14 protein-coding genes and 1 tRNA gene are annotated in these 15,773 nt (G+C 73.2%); 7 read left to right on the top strand and 8 right to left on the bottom strand.

Translation table 11 applies throughout. The features are described 5' to 3' along the window. Positions 1-92 precede the first annotated feature (92 nt). The 3 genes from G443_RS20565 to G443_RS20555 form a co-directional block, all read right to left on the bottom strand. Positions 93-848: an ABC transporter permease gene (locus G443_RS20565; protein WP_026419071.1), complete on the bottom strand. Its 756-nt coding sequence runs from the start codon at positions 846-848 to the stop codon at positions 93-95. 59 nt (positions 849-907) lie between these two features. After that, entirely contained in the window at positions 908-1,873 is a 966-nt protein-coding gene (locus G443_RS20560) for an ATP-binding cassette domain-containing protein (RefSeq protein ID WP_026419072.1), read from the bottom strand. Between the two features lie 471 nt (positions 1,874-2,344). Then, positions 2,345-2,608, bottom strand: coding sequence for a hypothetical protein (locus G443_RS20555; protein ID WP_035292196.1), 264 nt, complete (start codon positions 2,606-2,608; stop codon positions 2,345-2,347). A 21-nt stretch (positions 2,609-2,629) separates the two neighbouring features. Here G443_RS20555 and G443_RS20550 point away from each other — a divergent pair, with 21 nt between their 5' ends. Beyond that, positions 2,630-3,079 (top strand): MarR family winged helix-turn-helix transcriptional regulator, encoded by a 450-nt coding sequence (locus G443_RS20550; protein ID WP_026419073.1) that lies wholly within the window; start codon positions 2,630-2,632, stop codon positions 3,077-3,079. A gap of 118 nt (positions 3,080-3,197) precedes the next feature. Here the strand turns inward: G443_RS20550 and G443_RS20545 are convergent, their stop codons facing one another. Further along, positions 3,198-4,337, bottom strand: a complete 1,140-nt coding sequence (locus G443_RS20545; protein ID WP_253860257.1) for a L,D-transpeptidase — start codon at positions 4,335-4,337, stop codon at positions 3,198-3,200. 478 nt (positions 4,338-4,815) lie between these two features. Between G443_RS20545 and G443_RS20540 the strand changes: the two genes are divergently transcribed. Then, positions 4,816-4,891, top strand: a tRNA-Lys gene (locus tag G443_RS20540). 573 nt (positions 4,892-5,464) lie between these two features. On the opposite strand, the gene G443_RS20535 is transcribed toward G443_RS20540, so the two are convergent. The 4 genes from G443_RS20535 to G443_RS20520 all read right to left on the bottom strand — a co-directional run bounded on the left by G443_RS20535 (position 5,465) and on the right by G443_RS20520 (position 9,113). Beyond that, positions 5,465-5,761 carry a hypothetical protein gene (locus tag G443_RS20535; protein WP_026419075.1) on the bottom strand — a complete coding sequence of 99 codons (297 nt, stop codon included), beginning with the start codon at positions 5,759-5,761 and terminating at the stop codon, positions 5,465-5,467. A gap of 372 nt (positions 5,762-6,133) precedes the next feature. After that, on the bottom strand, positions 6,134-6,919 hold the full coding sequence (locus tag G443_RS20530; protein ID WP_026419076.1) for an AfsR/SARP family transcriptional regulator: 786 nt from the start codon (positions 6,917-6,919) through the stop codon (positions 6,134-6,136). A gap of 500 nt (positions 6,920-7,419) precedes the next feature. Then, positions 7,420-8,451 (bottom strand): AraC family transcriptional regulator, encoded by a 1,032-nt coding sequence (locus G443_RS20525; protein ID WP_051314008.1) that lies wholly within the window; start codon positions 8,449-8,451, stop codon positions 7,420-7,422. A 233-nt stretch (positions 8,452-8,684) separates the two neighbouring features. Next, positions 8,685-9,113: an MmcQ/YjbR family DNA-binding protein gene (locus G443_RS20520; protein ID WP_081715483.1), complete on the bottom strand. Its 429-nt coding sequence runs from the start codon at positions 9,111-9,113 to the stop codon at positions 8,685-8,687. A gap of 224 nt (positions 9,114-9,337) precedes the next feature. Here G443_RS20520 and G443_RS20515 point away from each other — a divergent pair, with 224 nt between their 5' ends. The 5 genes from G443_RS20515 (at position 9,338) to G443_RS20495 (ending at position 15,462) form a co-directional block, all read left to right on the top strand. After that, entirely contained in the window at positions 9,338-11,149 is a 1,812-nt protein-coding gene (locus G443_RS20515) for an NPCBM/NEW2 domain-containing protein (protein ID WP_026419078.1), read from the top strand. A gap of 125 nt (positions 11,150-11,274) precedes the next feature. Beyond that, on the top strand, positions 11,275-11,724 hold the full coding sequence (locus G443_RS20510; protein WP_051314009.1) for a MarR family winged helix-turn-helix transcriptional regulator: 450 nt from the start codon (positions 11,275-11,277) through the stop codon (positions 11,722-11,724). Then, on the top strand, positions 11,721-13,505 hold the full coding sequence (locus G443_RS20505) for a DEAD/DEAH box helicase (RefSeq protein ID WP_051314010.1): 1,785 nt from the start codon (positions 11,721-11,723) through the stop codon (positions 13,503-13,505). The genes G443_RS20510 and G443_RS20505 overlap by 4 nt, the downstream gene beginning before the upstream one ends. Further along, complete coding sequence (locus tag G443_RS20500) at positions 13,502-14,131, top strand: hypothetical protein (RefSeq protein WP_051314011.1); 630 nt, start codon at positions 13,502-13,504, stop codon at positions 14,129-14,131. Before G443_RS20505 ends, G443_RS20500 begins: the two co-directional genes overlap by 4 nt. A gap of 389 nt (positions 14,132-14,520) precedes the next feature. After that, positions 14,521-15,462: a DUF5996 family protein gene (locus tag G443_RS20495; RefSeq protein WP_026419079.1), complete on the top strand. Its 942-nt coding sequence runs from the start codon at positions 14,521-14,523 to the stop codon at positions 15,460-15,462. Positions 15,463-15,773: the final 311 nt, after the last annotated feature.

Raw genomic sequence — 15,773 nt, 5'->3', positions numbered from 1 at the left:
TCCTCGGAGTGTCGACCCGGCCTTCCGCGTGTCGGACGCGCCGCGGAGGGGCCCGGTGCCGCGCCGTCAGCGGGAATCGCCGGAGACGGCGATCAGCACGAGGCGCGCCGCATCGTGCGCGCGCCGACGGCCAGGCCGACGACGGCCACCGCCACCGCCGTCAACGCCGCCCACAGCACCGAGGGATGTGCCAGGTCACCGGCGAACAGCGCCCGCTCCGCCTCGACCAGGTAGGTCAGCGGGTTGAACCGGGACGCGGTGTGCAACCAGTCGGGAGCGAAGTCCATGGGGAGCAGGACACCCGACAGCAGGAGCAGGGGGAAGAGCAGCCCCTGCTGGATTCCGTAGAAGGTGGACGGCTGGTCCCGCATGGCCAAGGCGAGGCTGATCGAGAGCGACCCGAGCCCGACCCCGAACACGGCGAGCAGGAGCAGGCCGACCAGCGCTCCGAGCGGGTGCGGGTCGAAGCCGACGGGCAGCGTGGCCAGGACGATCAGCAGCGCCTGCACCAGCAGGGTCGCCACCTCCTTCCCGGTGCGCCCGGCCAGGATGGCCGTCCGGCGCAACGGGGTGGCCAGGAGCCGTTCCAGGGTGCCGGCGCTGGCCTCGGTGAGCATGAGGTACCCGGCGCCGCTGGCGCCGAAGAGGCTGAGCATGACCACGATGCCCGGCACGAACCACTGCCAGGTGGATCCGTCGCCGACGGAGGGCATGACCGCGAGCAGCGGTCCGAAGAGCACGAGGAAGACGAGGGGCTCGGCCATCTGGAAGACGAGCCCGAGCGGGTTCCGGAGTCCCGGGCGCATCTCCCGCACGAAGACGATCCCGGTGTGGCTGACGAGGTTCACGGTGTCCGTACTCCTGTCGGTACGACGTGGTTGGTGGGGGCGGACGTGGTCGGGGGACCTCACTCCTCCGGCGCGTCGCCGTCCCGCAGCCGACGGCCGGTGAGCGCCAGGAAGACGTCGTCCAGGGTCGGGGTGCGCACCTCGGCCGTGAGCGCGGGCGCGGCGGACGTGTCCAGGGCGCGCAGGTACTCGGGCAGCACGGCGACCCCCCAGGTCGCGCGGACCCGGACGGTGGTCCCGTCCACGGTGGCCTCGGACACCGAGGGCATCCGGCTGGCGATCGCCGCGGCGGTGCCGGCGTGGTCGGTGTCGGCGAGGGTGAGGGTGATCAGGTCGCCGGCGAGCTGGGCCTTGAGGTTCTCCGCGGTGTCGTCGGCGACGATGGCGCCCCGGTCGACGATGATCACCCGTTCGGCCATCGCGTCGGCCTCGTCCAGGTAGTGCGTCGTGAGGAACAGGGTCGTGCCCGATTCCCGGCGGAGCCGGAGGATGTGTTCCCAGAGGTGGGCGCGGTTCTGCGGGTCCAGGCCGGTGGACGGCTCGTCGAGGAACAGCAGGGCCGGGCGGTGCACCATCCCGAGGGCGATGTCGAGCCGCCGCCGCTGCCCGCCGGACAAGGTGCCCGCGGGCCTCGTCGCCAGTGACTCCAGGTCGAGCATCGCCATCAGTTCCCCGGTGCGCCGCACGGCCTCGGTGCGGCTGAGCCCGTACGCGCGGCACTGCGTCATCAGCTCGTCGCGGGGCAGCATGTACTCGCCGGAACCACTGCCCTGCCCGATGTAGCCGATCCGCTGGCGCACGCGCGCGCCCTCGTGGGTCACGTCGTGACCAGCGACGAGCGCGGTGCCCGAGGTGGGCGGCAGCAGCGTGGTGAGCATCCGCAGGCTGGTCGACTTGCCGGCCCCGTTCGGGCCGAGGAAGGCGACCAGCTCCCCCGGTTCCACGTCGAGGTCGATGCCGCGCACGGCCTCGACCCGTTCGCCCTTGACCTGGAAAGTCCTGGCCAGTTGTCGGGCGTGAATCATCGGTCCTCCGATACTCAAATTTGGGCATGCGTCCTCGCCGACGCGGGGTCGGTACGCACTGGTGGAGAGGGGGCCACGACCATCCGCCGGGCCCCGGAGCCCGGAAAGCTTAGGACGGAAAACACGTTGATCGTCAGGGTGCCTGACGATCAACGGAGAACTGCCGGTTCGGCGGCCCGCGACCGGGACCGAGCACGACTCGGTCCGAGGCGGGCGCACCGCCCGTGTCCCCGGTGGGCATCAGGGCATCAGGGGGCCCGGGCGCGGCATGGCCGAGCCCGGCACGGGAACGCGCTCCGCCACCGGGCGGCCCCAGGGCAGGGATCCCGGCCCACCCGGCCGCGTCGACCGCGCACGGCAGGACGGCCGACCCGACCCCGGAAGTCCCGACCGGTTGGAGCGGCGCGACCGTGCGCGGGGTCCCACTGACAGCGACGCCCCGGCGCCCGGAGCCGGGCCGCACCCGTGCACTCAGGCCGACCGGTCGAGACGCCGTGGCGCCCCGACGGGATCACGGGGTCGCCGCCTCGGCGTGGTCACCGATCGCTCGACGTCGTGCCGCACGGCGTCCTCGTCGACCACGACCTCGGTCACGCCCCCTCGGCCGGGCTCCGCGCACCCGCTGGTGAACAACGCCTCCCACGGCACGGCGCGGTGAACCCGGGGGGCGCCGGTCGACGGCGGCAGGCACGGGAGACCGGACCGGGAGGCGACGGGCGGCGCCAGTCGAGTCACGCCGCCCGTATCGTCGGCGCGATGGACGAGCAGCCGGCGCCCGCCGTTCCGTACCTCCTCGCCTACGCCTTCACCGTCGCCACCCGCCAGGCCAACGAGGCGCTGCGCCAGCACAACCTCACGATTCGGCAGTTCGGCGTGCTCGTCCAGCTCGATCTCGAGCCGGAACTGACGATGTCCGACCTGGCCCGCCAGCTCGGTGTGACGAGGCAGTCGCTGCACGAGATGGTGGGCGCGCTCGAGCAGGCCGGTTACCTCCGCCGGCTCCCGGGTTCCTCCGGCCGCACCCGGCGGCTCGAACTGACCAGGGGGACGCGACGGCTGATGAACCAGGTCGACGACCGGCTCCGCCTGGTGGAGGAGGAGTTCCTCGGCGGCCTTCGGGCCTCCGAGATCCACACGCTGCGGACACTCCTGCGGCGGCTGCTGGCCCACGCGACCGACGACGAGAGCTGGCTGGGTACTCCGTGACGCGGAGCGGGGTCGCCCGGCGGGTCCGGACCGGCTCGGTCCACCGCCCGCCGCCTGGAACGACGCGCGGCCCGGGCCGAATGGCCCGGGCCGCGCCTCCGCCCGTCGCGCTCGCGGATCAGCCGGCGCGCACGCCGCCGGTGAGCCACTCCTCCCACGGGATCTGCCAGTCGTTGAAGCCCCCTCGGCCGCCGTCCCCCGGCAGCTCCCGGCCGCCGGAGTCGGTGATCAGCACGACGTCACCCCGCTTGACGTTGTCGTAGAACCACTTCGCGTTCTCCATGGACAGGTTGATGCAGCCGTGGCTGACGTGCTCCTTGCCCTGCTGCGGCACGGACCAGGGCGCGGCGTGCACGAACTCGCCGTTGTTGGCGATCCGGGTCGCCCACTTGACCTGGGTCTGGTAGCCCCCCTGGTCCAGCGGCAGCCCGTAGGTCGAGGAGTCCATCAGGTAGTCGGCGTGCTTCTCGGTCACCACGTGCACCCCGTCCCAGGACCGGAAGTCGGGCTTGCCCAGGGACATCGGGAACTTCTTCACGACCTCGCCGTTGATCTCCACCGTCAGCTGGTAGGTGGAGCCGTCGGCGTGGGCGACGAAGGAGTCGCCGATCGTCAGCTCGGAGGTGCGGCTCTCCTTGCCGTAGACGCCGTTGCCGAAGTGCCTGCCGTAGATGTCGGCGTCGATGCTGATCTTCGTGCCCGGCTCCCAGTACTCCTCCGGCCGCCAGTGCACCCGTGTGTCGTCGAACCAGTAGAAGGCACCCTCGACTTCGGGGTCGGTGGTGATGGTGATCGAGTCCTCCACCGCCTGCTTGTCCTCCAGGGGGACCCCCTCGGAGAAGTAGAAGGCCAGTGGGTGTCCCACGCCGACGGTCTCCCCCGGGAGGGGCGAGAAGCCGACGTAGGTCTGCTGCGCGGGCTGGACGGTGGTGAAGGTGATCTCCTCGGACCGCTCCTGGCCGTCGTCACCCTCCCCCGCCACCGACAACGTGTAGGTCCGTCCGTAGCCGAGCGGCTCGGCCGTCGTCCACCCGCTGCCGTCCTCGGCCAGTTCCCCGTCCACCTCGACGCCGTCGGGGTTCAGCATCGTCACCTCGGTGAGCACGCCCCCCTCGGCGGCCACGGTGACGGGTTCCCCGGGTGCGACGTCGGTGGCCTCGTCCTCGGTGCTGAAGACCAGGGACAGCGGCTCGTTCTCCGGCGGCGCGGAGCTCCCGGGGGCGCCGCCCCGGACGGGGCCGCGCTGCCGCTGGTGCAACTCGCGGTGATCACCGCGGTAAGACCCAGCACCGCTGCGAGCAGTCGGACACGCCCCGACTTCCGCCTGCCGCTCGCGACGCCAGTGATCCTGTGCATAGTCGTTCGTCCTCGTTCCCCCAGGCCCACCAATGGTGGACCGCCATTGCGCTCAACGGAGTAACAGGCGGTTCGGTGACACGACGAGGACCGCCACGCACGGACTCGCCCTGAACCTGCCTTTACCCAGGTAGACGTATGTACGGCCGAATCGGTTGCCAGAAGGGGCGAAGGCACGCACCTCTTCATCCATTCGGAGCACGACCAGGCATCCGGGTGAAGATCGCGTTGGGTCGGACCACTCCGGGCACTGGGCGGGGGGCCGGTGCGGGGGCCACGAACGGGGCTGTGTTAGAGTTTCCTCGCCGGTCGGGGAGAGCGACCAGACCGGCGAGGAATACTGGAGGAGCACTGGCAGCCAGCCAGTCAGCACCCCACAGGCGCCATTAGCTCAACTGGCAGAGCAGCGGACTCTTAATCCGCGGGTTCGGGGTTCGAGTCCCTGATGGCGCACCAGCTGGCACAACCCGTTCGACCAGCGCGAACGGACCAGCAGACGATACCAGGTGAATCCCCGTGAGCCCTCGTGGCCCACGGGGATTCGTCGTTCCACGTGCGGCCGTTCGCGACCTCCCGGACCGACCGCTCCGGCGTGGTGTCCGGCTCACGACCGCCGTCGCACTGTCCTCGACCTCAGCCCCGCGACCAGCTCACGAGGTTCGCGAGCGCGAGCACCCCCGCCACCGGGGCCAGGGCGAGGCCACGGCCGGTGACCACGGGACGCCGTTACCCCAGGCGCAGCGGGCCGGGTACTTCCGGTCGAAGTCCGGGGGGAACCGGGGCCGACCGAGCGTGGACGTACCTGGTCGACCGAGGTCCGCGAGCTCCACCGGCCGCGCACCGCGCGGGTTCGGCACCGGGGCCTCGCTGGACGGCCGATGCCCGGTGAGCGGCGGGACCACGAGCCGGCCGTTCCGCGTGCGCGGCCTGGTGGCCGGCGGTCACCCCGGTTCCGGGCCAGCCCCGCCCCCGCGGGGCCGCGCCGTGGCCGCCACGTCGCGGGGCCGGGAGTTCGACCACGGTCGAGGGTCACTCGTCGACGACGGTGACGACGTGGCTCTCGATCCCCTCGGTGGCGCTCAGCAGGGTCAGCATCCCGACGATGCTGAGCACGACGACCGCCGTTCCGGTGATCAGGACGAGGAGGGAGAAGCCTCGTCGCGTCCCCCTCCGCAGCCCCACCGCCCCGAACGCCATCGCGACCAGGGCGGGAACGGGAGCGAGCGGGAAACTGGCGATCAGCGTGACCAGCGCGGCGAACGCGCTGACCGCACCGCCGACGAACAGGCCCAGGTCCGAATCCGACCGCGGACGCGCGTCACTCACGCCGTTCCTCCCAAGGGGATCCGGCCGCCCGTCCGCGGCCGAGGACGACCACCGCCCCTGGCCTCCGATTGTGGCAGGGCAGCCACGTCGTGGGTCCGGTTCCTCCGTTCCCGCCAACCACCCCGGGCGGCGGGTGGCGCGGCGATCCCTTCGGCCACGTGTCCCCGAGGGGGCCGCCGGCCGGGGCGGGTCCGGCGGGCGCTCGGTGGGGCGGCGCGGCGCGGCCGCCGTGGTCATGCCGCCGGGTGTTGACCGCCGTTCCCACGCCCGGTGGGGTCCCCGGGCGGTTTCTGGACGCCGCCCCGCCCTGGGGGGGCTCGGCCCAGGACGGTGCTCGCGGCCAGCGCCGGCCCCCCGGGGCCGTGACCTGGGTCAGAGCCGGGGCAACGCCCCGACCGGTTCGGGGCCCAGCGGCTCTCCCCGCAGTACCACCTCGTGCAGGAGTCTGAGCTCGTGCCCGGGGCGGACACCCGTCGCGGCGACCAGTTCCGACTCCAGCCGCTGGTAGCGGTGCACCGCCTCGACACGGTGACCCGTCGCGTACAGGGCCCGCACCAGTGCCGCGACGAGGGGCTCCGACAGCGGATGCCGCTCACTGAGCTCCGTGAGCGGGTCGACCGTCGCCGCGCCGTGGCCCAGGGCCCGCATCGTCTCGGCCCAGTCGAGGGTGACGGCCAGGTGGCGGTGTCGGAACCGGGACCTGCGGTGGGCGGCCCACTGTCCCGTCACCCCGGCCAGCGCCTCTCCCCGCCACAGCGTCCTCGCCTCCTCCAGGAGCACGCGCCGGTGGTCGAGGTCGTGGACGCGGGCCGCCGAGCCCGCCAGCGCCTCGAACCGGACGGCGTCGACGTGCAGGGGATCGGTGGCCAGTCGGTAGCCGCCGTCGTGCCGGAACAGACTCGCCACGGCGACGGGGCCCGTCCGGGGCAACGCGGCGAGCACCTTCCTGATCCGGCTGACGTGGGTGTGCAGGGTCCGGCCGGCCTGCGGTGGGGGGTGTTCACCCCACACCCGGTAGAGCAGCTGGTCCCTTGGCACGACGCGGTCGACGTCGACGAGCAGCGCGGCCAGCAGTGCCCGCTGCTGGGGGCGCATCCCGCCGGCCACCGCCGGGCCGGGGCCCAGGATGGTCACCGGGCCGAGAACACCGAACCACATCGTCACTCCTCCGGCACAGGCCACTGACGGGCGGGAACGCCAGTTCGGGAACCGTGCCGGCCACTCGGCCGCGCCAGACCGTGAGGCCGGATCGGGTGGTCGGGGGTGCGAGGCGGGCCTCCGACCGACAGCCACGCCGTCACCGGGCACGGGCGACCACCGTCGCGCTCCGGCCTCGTGGCTGACGGGGCCGCGTCGCCGCCGGCCATGCGACCGCGACGACGTGGCCCCTTCCCCCGCCCATGGAAGGTTCCCCTCGGGCAGGGACCACGCTAACCGGCGAACGGCTCAGTGTCCTTGACGTACAGTGGACGAGATCATGACGTTCCGAGGACGGCAGGACAGCGAGACGACTCGCTCCCTCGGCATGATCGGCGGTCCCGGAAGGTTCCGGCCCCGTACCGGGGCGCGGGCACTGGCCGTTCGGATCGCCTCACCGGCTGCCGCCGCCGTGGTCGACACGCCCCTGTGGTGTGTTCCCCCGGCGGGTGACCCCACCCTCAGCGGTCGAGCGCTCCGCCAGTGGAGCCGGGATCCGCCCGGTGGTCGCCGGGCCGCTCGACCTCGGCCCCGGGGTTGTTCCGGTAGTCCCTGGGCGTCATCCCGTAGGCGGCCCGGAACGCCCGGCTGAAGGCCGCGTGGTGCCCGAACCCTCGGCGCTCGGCGAGGTGGTGGATCGGCACGCCGGCGTTGCGCGGGTCCCGGAGCTCCTGCCGAATCCGCTCCAGACGCTCCCGCCGGACCCATTCGGACACCGTTTCCGCCTCGTCCCGGAACAGGCGGTGCAGGTAGCTCACCGAGATGTGGTGTGCCGAGGCGAGCATGGCGGGCGTCAGCGGAGCGCCGAGGTTCCGACGCGCGAAGGCCTTGACCCGGAGGACCAGGTTCCGCCGTCTGGCCTCCGGGGACAGCTCTCCCCCGTCGACCACGCCGGCGAACATCGCGGCCACCAGGTCGACGAGCACGCCCCCCAGCCGGGCGGCCTCCTCCCGGCCGAACTCCGTGGGGGCGGCGGCGAGCTGGCGGAGGAGCGCGCCCAGCATCGCGCCCATGCCGTCCTGGTCCGTCATCCGACGTCCGATCGCCCGCTCGGACTGCCGACGTGGCATGGGCAGGCTGTCCTGCGGCAGTTCCACCGCGACGCCGTGGATCAGCGAACCGCTGCCGTTCCGCACGTGCACCCGGTAGGTGTGGGACGTGTTGGTGGTGTGGAAGTGGTGGGGCCCGTGTTCCGTCTCCTCCTGGCGGGCACGGGACACGCCGAGCGTCCCGCCCAACATGTAGGAGAGGTGGTAACCCCCCGGGTCGGACTGGCGCACGAGCCTGGCCGTGCGGTCCATGACCACCGGTTGGAGTGCGACCGGCCACACGACCACCGGGCCGAGCTCGATCAGCCGACGAGTGACCCGGTAGGCCCCGGCGTACTCGCTGGACAGCTCCATGGGGGCGTGCGTGCTGGCCATCAACTCACGCCAGCGCTCGAACCGCTCCGCCTCCGGCAGCTCCTCGCTGCGGAACACCGTCTCGCTCATGCGTCCCCCTTCGCCCCGGCCTCAACGCCGTCGGCAGTCACGTCCGCACCGGGGCACCGTTTCCGGAACGGGTGACCAGAAGAACGACGGTGGGCACCGCGATCTTCCCAACCGGTCGGCGTCCTCCGAGCGTGTTGGTCATCCCGCCCATGCCCCGCCCGGTCCCGAGCTCCCGCCGGCCGCGGCGGGGAGCGGCCCCTGCCGGCTCCGCACGCCTGGGACGGCGGGGACGCTCACTCCCCGGTCGGGCGGCCGCTCGCCACGCCGGGTCGAGCGCGCACGGGGAGGGCCGCGACGACGAGGTCGTGGGAGTCCTCCACCAGCTCGTCGAGGAGGTCGTCCGGGAGTGCGTGCGCGAGGTCGACGGTGATCCAGTGCCGCTTGTTCATGTGGTACCCGGGGATGACGCCGGGGTGGCGGTCCACCAGGAGGGCCCCGTACTCCGGCTCGCACTTGAGGGTGACCCGGCCGTGCTCGCCGCCCAGCGCGACCAGGGCGAAGATGCGCCCGCCGACCTTGAACACGGCGGTGTCCTCCCCGAAGGGGTACTCCCGCCGCACGCCGGGCAGTTCCTCGCACAGTCTCAGGACGCGGTCACGTGGGTCGAGTCCCCGGCCGTTGTCCGGGTCCTGCCGCGGTGTCCCCTCCGGTGGTGTGGTCATGGCGGTGATCCTGCCCCTGCCCACCGACGGGCACCACGTCGGTCCGTCGGGTGCCCGCACGGGTGCGCCCGCGACCACTCCGGCGGCGGTTCACGTCCCGTTCACATTCCGGTGTGCTGGACGGTCACCGACCGGTGACCAGTCGCCACCCCGGACTGGCACCGTCGGCTGGTCATCGACCTGTCAGGTGGCCGGCGGGGCTCCGCCGGCCGGAGAGGACCACCATGCGCCTGCCCACCAGGGTGGCGGCGAGCGGCCTCGCGCTCACCGCCACCGTCAGTCTGGCGGTGCCCTCCGCCGCCACTCCCTCCGACGGAGCCGAGGGCGCCCCGGGCGTCACGAACGTCAGCCGATCCGCCTCGGCGCCACCCACCACCACCTTCGACGTGTTCAGCGACATCCAGGGCCACCTCGACGACTGGGACGACGTCCTGGCCGACGCGGCGCTGACCAACCCGGACTCGGTGGCGACCGTCATCAACGGCGACATCGTCGACCGGGGTTACGACTTCGAGTACGAGGCCGTCAGCGAGGTGCTGCGCGCGCACGGGCGGGACCTCCCGCTGCTCGCGGCGATCGGCAACCACGAGGCGTACGCACCCGCCTGGTGCGACCAGCACACCCTCTGCCAGCCGACCTGGCCCAACGGTTTCACCGAGGAGGGGCTGTACGAGTCCTTCCACGACTTCGCGGGTACCGACAGCGTCTACCAGGAGCTGGTCATCGACGACGCGGTCATGCTGACCCTGGGTACCGAGCGGCTCATGTGGTGGGAGAACCCGAACTTCGACGACCAGGTGTACCTGAGCGACACCCAGCTGGACTGGCTGCGGGACAGGCTCGCCCACCACGGTCGCACCGGGCGGCCGATCTTCGTCTTCACGCACTACCCGCTGGCGCGCACCGTCACCCAGTCCGACGGTGACGCCGGCCGCTACCACCTCCAGGACGCCGAGCTGCGGTCGATCCTGGGTGACTACCCGCAGTCGGTGCTCTTCAGCGGCCACACCCACGCCCAGGTCACCCACGACCGGTGGGCCACCAGGGTCCGGGTGCCCGGTGGGCACCCGGACGGGTTCCTCGCGGTGGACACGGCGGCGGTGCTCAACCACCAGTACCTCCAGGTCACCACCGGCCCCGAGGGCGCGGTGATCCGCGCCCGCGACGCCCGCACCGGCGACTACCCGAACGAGGTCCGCGTGCACTCGGTGGACCCGAGGGACACCTTCGCGGTGGTCGGGGTCCGGGCGGAGGCCAGCACCGTCGCACCGGGCGACGAGGTGGTGGTGACGGCGCGGCTGCGCAACCACGGTGCGCGCGCCCTGCCGCAGAGCGTCCTGCGTCCCGAACCGCCGGCGGGCTGGGAGGTCGTGGATCAGGCCGAGCGGATCGTGGGCCGAGTGGGCCGGGGCGAGGACGCGGAGGTCAGTTGGCGGCTGCGGGCGGCCGACGAGCCGGGTGAGGCGGCCGTCGGGGTGACCGCCGAGGTCCGGGGCGCCGAGGTACCGGTGGTCGTCGACGAGGCGGAGATCACGGTCGCCGCGGCTCCCGAGGGGGAGACCCGGGTGTCGAGCCTGCCGTTCCTCGCCGAGGAGAACGGCAAGGGCCCGGTGGAACGGGACTCGACCAACGGTGCGATGGGCCGGGGAGACGGGGGGCCGATCCAGCTGGACGGCGTTCGGTACGACCACGGTCTCGGCATGCTGGCTCCGGCGGAGGTCTCGCTGTACGCGGGTGGCCGGTGCTCGTCGCTGAACGCGGTCGTCGGGCTGGACGACGCCGCTCCGCAGGGCAGCCAACGCCGGCCGTTGCCGGTGGGCACCCCGGCTGGCACCGCGGTCTTCGTGGTGCTCGCCGACGGCGAGGAGGTGTACCGGTCCGATGTGCTCCGCCGGGGCGAGGCCCCCGAGCGGATCGAGGTCCCCGTCGAGGGCGCCGAGCGGCTGCGGCTGGTCGTGGAGGACGCCGGTGACGGATCGGCGTGGGACTACGCGGACTGGGCGGAGGCCACCCTGGAGTGCGCCGGTCGCGTCTGACGTGGTCGTGGCCCGGGCCGGCCCGTGGGTGAGCCCCGCGGGCCGGCCCGGGCCTCCTCATACCCTGCCCCGACAGGAAATCTTAATCACTAAGATTCTTGACGATTAAGCTATCATCGCGAACCGTGGATCGCGAAGCCCAGGTCGAGCGCATCGTCCGGCAACTCCCGCTCTGGATGTCGGCGGTGGACGCCGTGAACGACGGGATCGCCCGCGAGGCGGGGATCAGCGCCTCCGACCTCGCCTGCCTGCACGAGGTGATCGTCGACGGGCCCCTCCCGGCCGGCGAGCTCGCCCGGCGCCTCCGGCTGACCACCGGCGCCATCACGCACCTGGTGGAGCGGCTGGTGCGGGCCGGCTGGGTTCGGCGGTTCCCCGACGACACCGACCGGCGCCGGGTGCTGGTCGAGGCGCTGCCGGGTACCGGGGAACGGATGATGGCCAGCTACGCGCCCCTCGACCGGACGACCCGGACCACCCTCTCCGAGTTCACTGCCGACGAACTCGCCGTCATCGCCCGCTTCGTGGAAGGCAGTCTCGGGGCCACCCGAACCCTGGTGGACGGTGACGCGTGACCACCTCTCCCCAGTGGACCTACCTCCCCGACCGGGCCTGCTGGTTCGTGTGGTCGCCGAACGGCGGGGTCCCGGCCGCGCCCTCCCCGGACCTGCCCTCGGTGCGGGCCACCACCACCCTCGCGGTCCCGGACGGCGACGCGGTCACACCCCGGGACGTCCAGGGCGTGGAGGTTCCGCTGCTGGCCGGGTGGGACTGGCTGGGCACTCGCCGGGCGGACCCCGCTGACGCGGGGTCCCTCGCCGGGCGGACCCTGCTGGCCCGCGACCCGACGCGCTCGGCGCTCCCGCTCCCGGTCGCCGCGCACTGCGCCCCGACCCCGGACGGGGGGCACGTCCGCACGGCGGCCGCCACCCGCGATGACGTCCTCGGCGCGCTGGCGCTCCTCGACGGCCTCCGGGGCGGTGGGTTCACCGGAAGCCTTCGTGGCTACCAACTGGCCGGTGTGCGATGGCTCGCCGGTCGGCGGTCGGGGGCGCTCCTGGCCGACGACATGGGCCTGGGCAAGACGGTGCAGGCGCTGGCCCTGATCGCGAACCACCTCGATGAGGCGCACCTCGTGGTCTGCCCCACCTCGGTGACCCCGACCTGGAGGCGGGAGGCCGCCCGCCACACGCCCGAGCTCCGCGTCCTCCGGGACGGCGAGGAGCCGCGACCGGGGACCCTCACGATCGTCTCCTACGCCCGCCTGCGCCGAGCTCCCCACCCGTTCGGCGACCGCCGGTGGGGGATCGTGGTCTGCGACGAGGCCCAGCAGGTCAAGAACCCCCGAACGCTGGCGCACCGCGCCGTCGCGGGGCTCGACGCCCGGTACCGGCTGGTGATGACCGGAACTCCGGTGGAGAACGACCTGGGCGACCTGTGGGCGCTGGCCCAGTTGGCCACCCCGGGCTCGCTGGGCACCCGCCGCCGGTTCCACGACCGCTACGTGGTCCCGATCCAACACCGGGGTTCACCCTCCGCCGCCGCGCGGCTGGCGGCGCTGACACGCGAGTTCGTGCTCCGCCGCACCAAGGCGGAAGTCGCCCCGGAGCTGCCCGACCGGCAGGTCGTGGACCTGCCCTGCCCGCTCAGCCGGGAGCAGCGGCGGCTCTACCAGGCGGCGTTGGACGAGACGTTCACCGACGGCCTGGGAACCGGTCGCGGGCGGCGGGCCAGCGTGCTGGCGCTGGTGACCCGGCTCAAGCAGATCTGCAACCACCCCGCCCAGGCCCTCGGCCAGCGCGGCCCGCTGCCCGAGAGGTCCGGCAAGTTCGACCGGCTCGTGGAGATGCTCGACGAGTCCCTGGGCGGCGGCACCGGCTGCCTGGTCTTCACCCAGTACACGAGCATGGGCCGCCTCCTCGTCGACCACCTCGGACGGCGCCACGGTGTCACCGTCCCGTTCCTGCACGGCGGACTGACCTCGGATGCCCGGGACCGGATCGCGGGTGACTTCCAGGGCGGCGGCGGGCCGGGGGTACTGGTGTTGTCCCTGCGGGCCGCCGGCTTCGGCCTCACCCTGACCAGGGCGAGCACCGTCATCCACTACGACCGTTGGTGGAACCCCGCCGTCGAGGACCAGGCATCCGACCGGGCGCACCGCATCGGACAGGCCCAGCCCGTCACAATCTACACCCTGCGGACCGCCGGGACCCTGGAGGACCACATCGCCACCGTCCACGAGCGCAAACGAGGTCTGGCGGAGGCGGTCACCTCGGGCGGTGAGGCCGAGCTGCTCGCCCTCTCCGACGACCAGCTCCGCGATGTCCTCGCCCTCCGCCCGGGAGCCCCGTCGTGACCGCCGAGTTCGGTTCCACCGCATGGGGGAGGGCGTGGTTGCGGCGCCTCGAACCCGTGACCAGCGCCGGGCCCGACCCCGACCGGGTTCGCGCCCGCGGCCTCGCCAGGCGGGCCGTGCGGGACCTGCGCATCCGGGACAACCAGGTGAGCGCCGTGCTCAGCGAACGCGGTCGGGACCACGCGATCACGTTGACCGTGCCCGCGTGGTCGCCGGACGAGGTCCGGACGGCGCGCCGACGGCTGCGGTCGTCCGTCGGACCGCCCGGGGGGCTCCACGAGGACCTTCCCGACGACCTCGCCGCGGAGCTGGAGACCGCCGGCCCGCGCATCGCGCCCGACCTGGGCGAGCTCACCGCGACCAGCTCGACCGGCCCCCTTCGACGCGCCCACCTGCTGGCCGTCTGCTACGCCCTGGTCCAACGCGTCGACGAGGAGCCGGCTCTGGCGGTCCGGTTGCGGACGCCCGCCATCCAGGACGTACTCGCCCCACCCGCTCCCGCGCGGTCCTCGATGGTCCCGTTGGCCGAGCTCGACCCGCACGACTTCTACGACCCGCCCCCACCGGGTGGCAGTCGGCCGGGCCTGGATTCGCGGTCTGGTGGCGGTGGTCCCCGCGCCCGGTGACCGGCACGCCCACCCGCAAGACCCCGGCCCGAGGACGGCCACTTCCGGCCACCGGAGGTGGGCCGGGCGGGAGGACGTCCCGCCCCTGCCGGGTCGGATCCCGACCACGTGCCTCGTCCCCGGCGTGACCGGCGCCTCGGCGCCTCCGGCGGCGTGGTCCGCCGCGCCCCTCCCCGCCCGCCCCACGGGCTCCCCGCCGGGGTGACGCTGGCGGATGAGTACCCGGAACCTCGTTGACCAGCCGAGACGTCGACGGAGCCCACCCGCCGGAGGAGGTCGGGGCGGACGACGGCACAGCACGTGCCGCCCTGTCTCGACTGGTCTCGGTACACCGCCCTGCCAGGACTGACCGACATGCGTCCCCCGGTCCCCGCGCCTACCGTCGGGACATGGAGACCCTTCCCGCGATCCCGCTGGCGGAGTGGCGGCCGACCAAGGAGACCCTGCACCGCTACCTCCAGGTCGTCGGCAAGATCCGACTGGCCGCCAGTGCCCGCCGCAACCACTGGTGGAACGTCCCCTTCCACCTGACGGGGCGGGGCCTGACCACGAGGCCGATGAGCGGCGGGGAGGACGACCGGATCTTCACGATCGACCTCGACCTCGTCGCACACGAGCTCCAGGTGGCGGCGCTCGACGGCCGGTCGGTCCGCTTCTCCCTGGTCGGGCGGTCGGTGGCCTCCTTCCACGACCAGACCCTGTCGGCGCTCGACGAGCTGGGCGTTCCGGTGCGCATCCCCCTCGACCACCCCTTCGACCTGCCGGACCAGAACCGCCCCTTCACCGAGGACACGGAGCACCGCGTGTACGAGGCGGCGCACGCCCTGCGCTACTGGCAGGTCCTGAGTCGGGTCAACCTGCTGTTGGAGCGGTTCAGCGCGGAGTTCCGGGGGAAGATCAGCCCGGTACACCACTTCTGGCACACCTTCGACATCGCCGTCACCCGGTTCCGCGGGCGACCGGTCCCCCAGTCGGCCGACACGGACCCGGTCACGAGAGAGGCGTACTCGGAGGAGGTCATCAGCGCGGGGTTCTGGTTCGGCGACGACCGGGTCCCCGAACCCACCTTCTACTCGTACACGGCACCAGAACCGGAGGGACTGACGGGCCACCCCCTGGAACCGGCCGCCGCCCGCTGGGTGGAGGGTGGCGGGGGGAGTCACCTCGCGGTCCTGCCCTACGACGCGGTGCGCACCGCACCGGACGCGGAGGACCAGGTCCTCGCCTTCTACCGCGGCGCGTACCGGGCAGGCGCGGCCAGCGCGGGGTGGGACGTCGACCAGCTCGCCTGCCCGGCTGGCATCACCGACCCGGTCCTGGCCCGGAGCTGAGGCCGGCCGACCACGACCGGCCCCCGGGATCGAGGTGGCCCCCGAGGGCCCCACCCCGAGGAGCACCAGTCGAGACCAGTCGAGTCCGGTTCGGGGCGACGACGGCAGCCGGGCGCGGCAGCACCGGACGAGGGGCGGCGGCCCGGGCGGATCGGGACCCCGGCCACGACGCACCCGGCGGCGGTGAGCGCGCTCCCGGAATCCAGGCACCCACCTCGGGTATGGACGCCCCGCGCGGCGTTGACCTAGGGTTCCGTCCCGAGTGGACGGGGTACTCCAGCGCCACCACCACGGTCCGCCCGTGGCAGCGG

Origin of the sequence: Actinoalloteichus caeruleus DSM 43889 (genome assembly GCF_000429185.2) — a bacterium.
GTDB classification, from domain to species: domain Bacteria; phylum Actinomycetota; class Actinomycetes; order Mycobacteriales; family Pseudonocardiaceae; genus Actinoalloteichus_B; species Actinoalloteichus_B caeruleus.
Note: the sequence above shows the minus strand (reverse complement) of the source record. Positions and strands in the feature narration are given on the sequence as shown.

Excerpts from the sequence above, each read along its gene's own strand:
- G443_RS20560 (WP_026419072.1), bottom strand. The coding sequence starts at position 1,873 with ATGATTCACGCCCGACAACTGGCCAGGACTTTCCAGGTCAAGGGCGAA.
- G443_RS20520 (WP_081715483.1), bottom strand. The coding sequence starts at position 9,113 with ATGACCACACCACCGGAGGGGACACCGCGGCAGGACCCGGACAACGGC.
- G443_RS20530 (WP_026419076.1), bottom strand. The coding sequence starts at position 6,919 with ATGTGGTTCGGTGTTCTCGGCCCGGTGACCATCCTGGGCCCCGGCCCG.
- G443_RS20495 (WP_026419079.1), top strand. The coding sequence starts at position 14,521 with ATGGAGACCCTTCCCGCGATCCCGCTGGCGGAGTGGCGGCCGACCAAG.
- G443_RS20525 (WP_051314008.1), bottom strand. The coding sequence starts at position 8,451 with ATGAGCGAGACGGTGTTCCGCAGCGAGGAGCTGCCGGAGGCGGAGCGG.
- G443_RS20515 (WP_026419078.1), top strand. The coding sequence starts at position 9,338 with ATGCGCCTGCCCACCAGGGTGGCGGCGAGCGGCCTCGCGCTCACCGCC.
- G443_RS20550 (WP_026419073.1), top strand. The coding sequence starts at position 2,630 with ATGGACGAGCAGCCGGCGCCCGCCGTTCCGTACCTCCTCGCCTACGCC.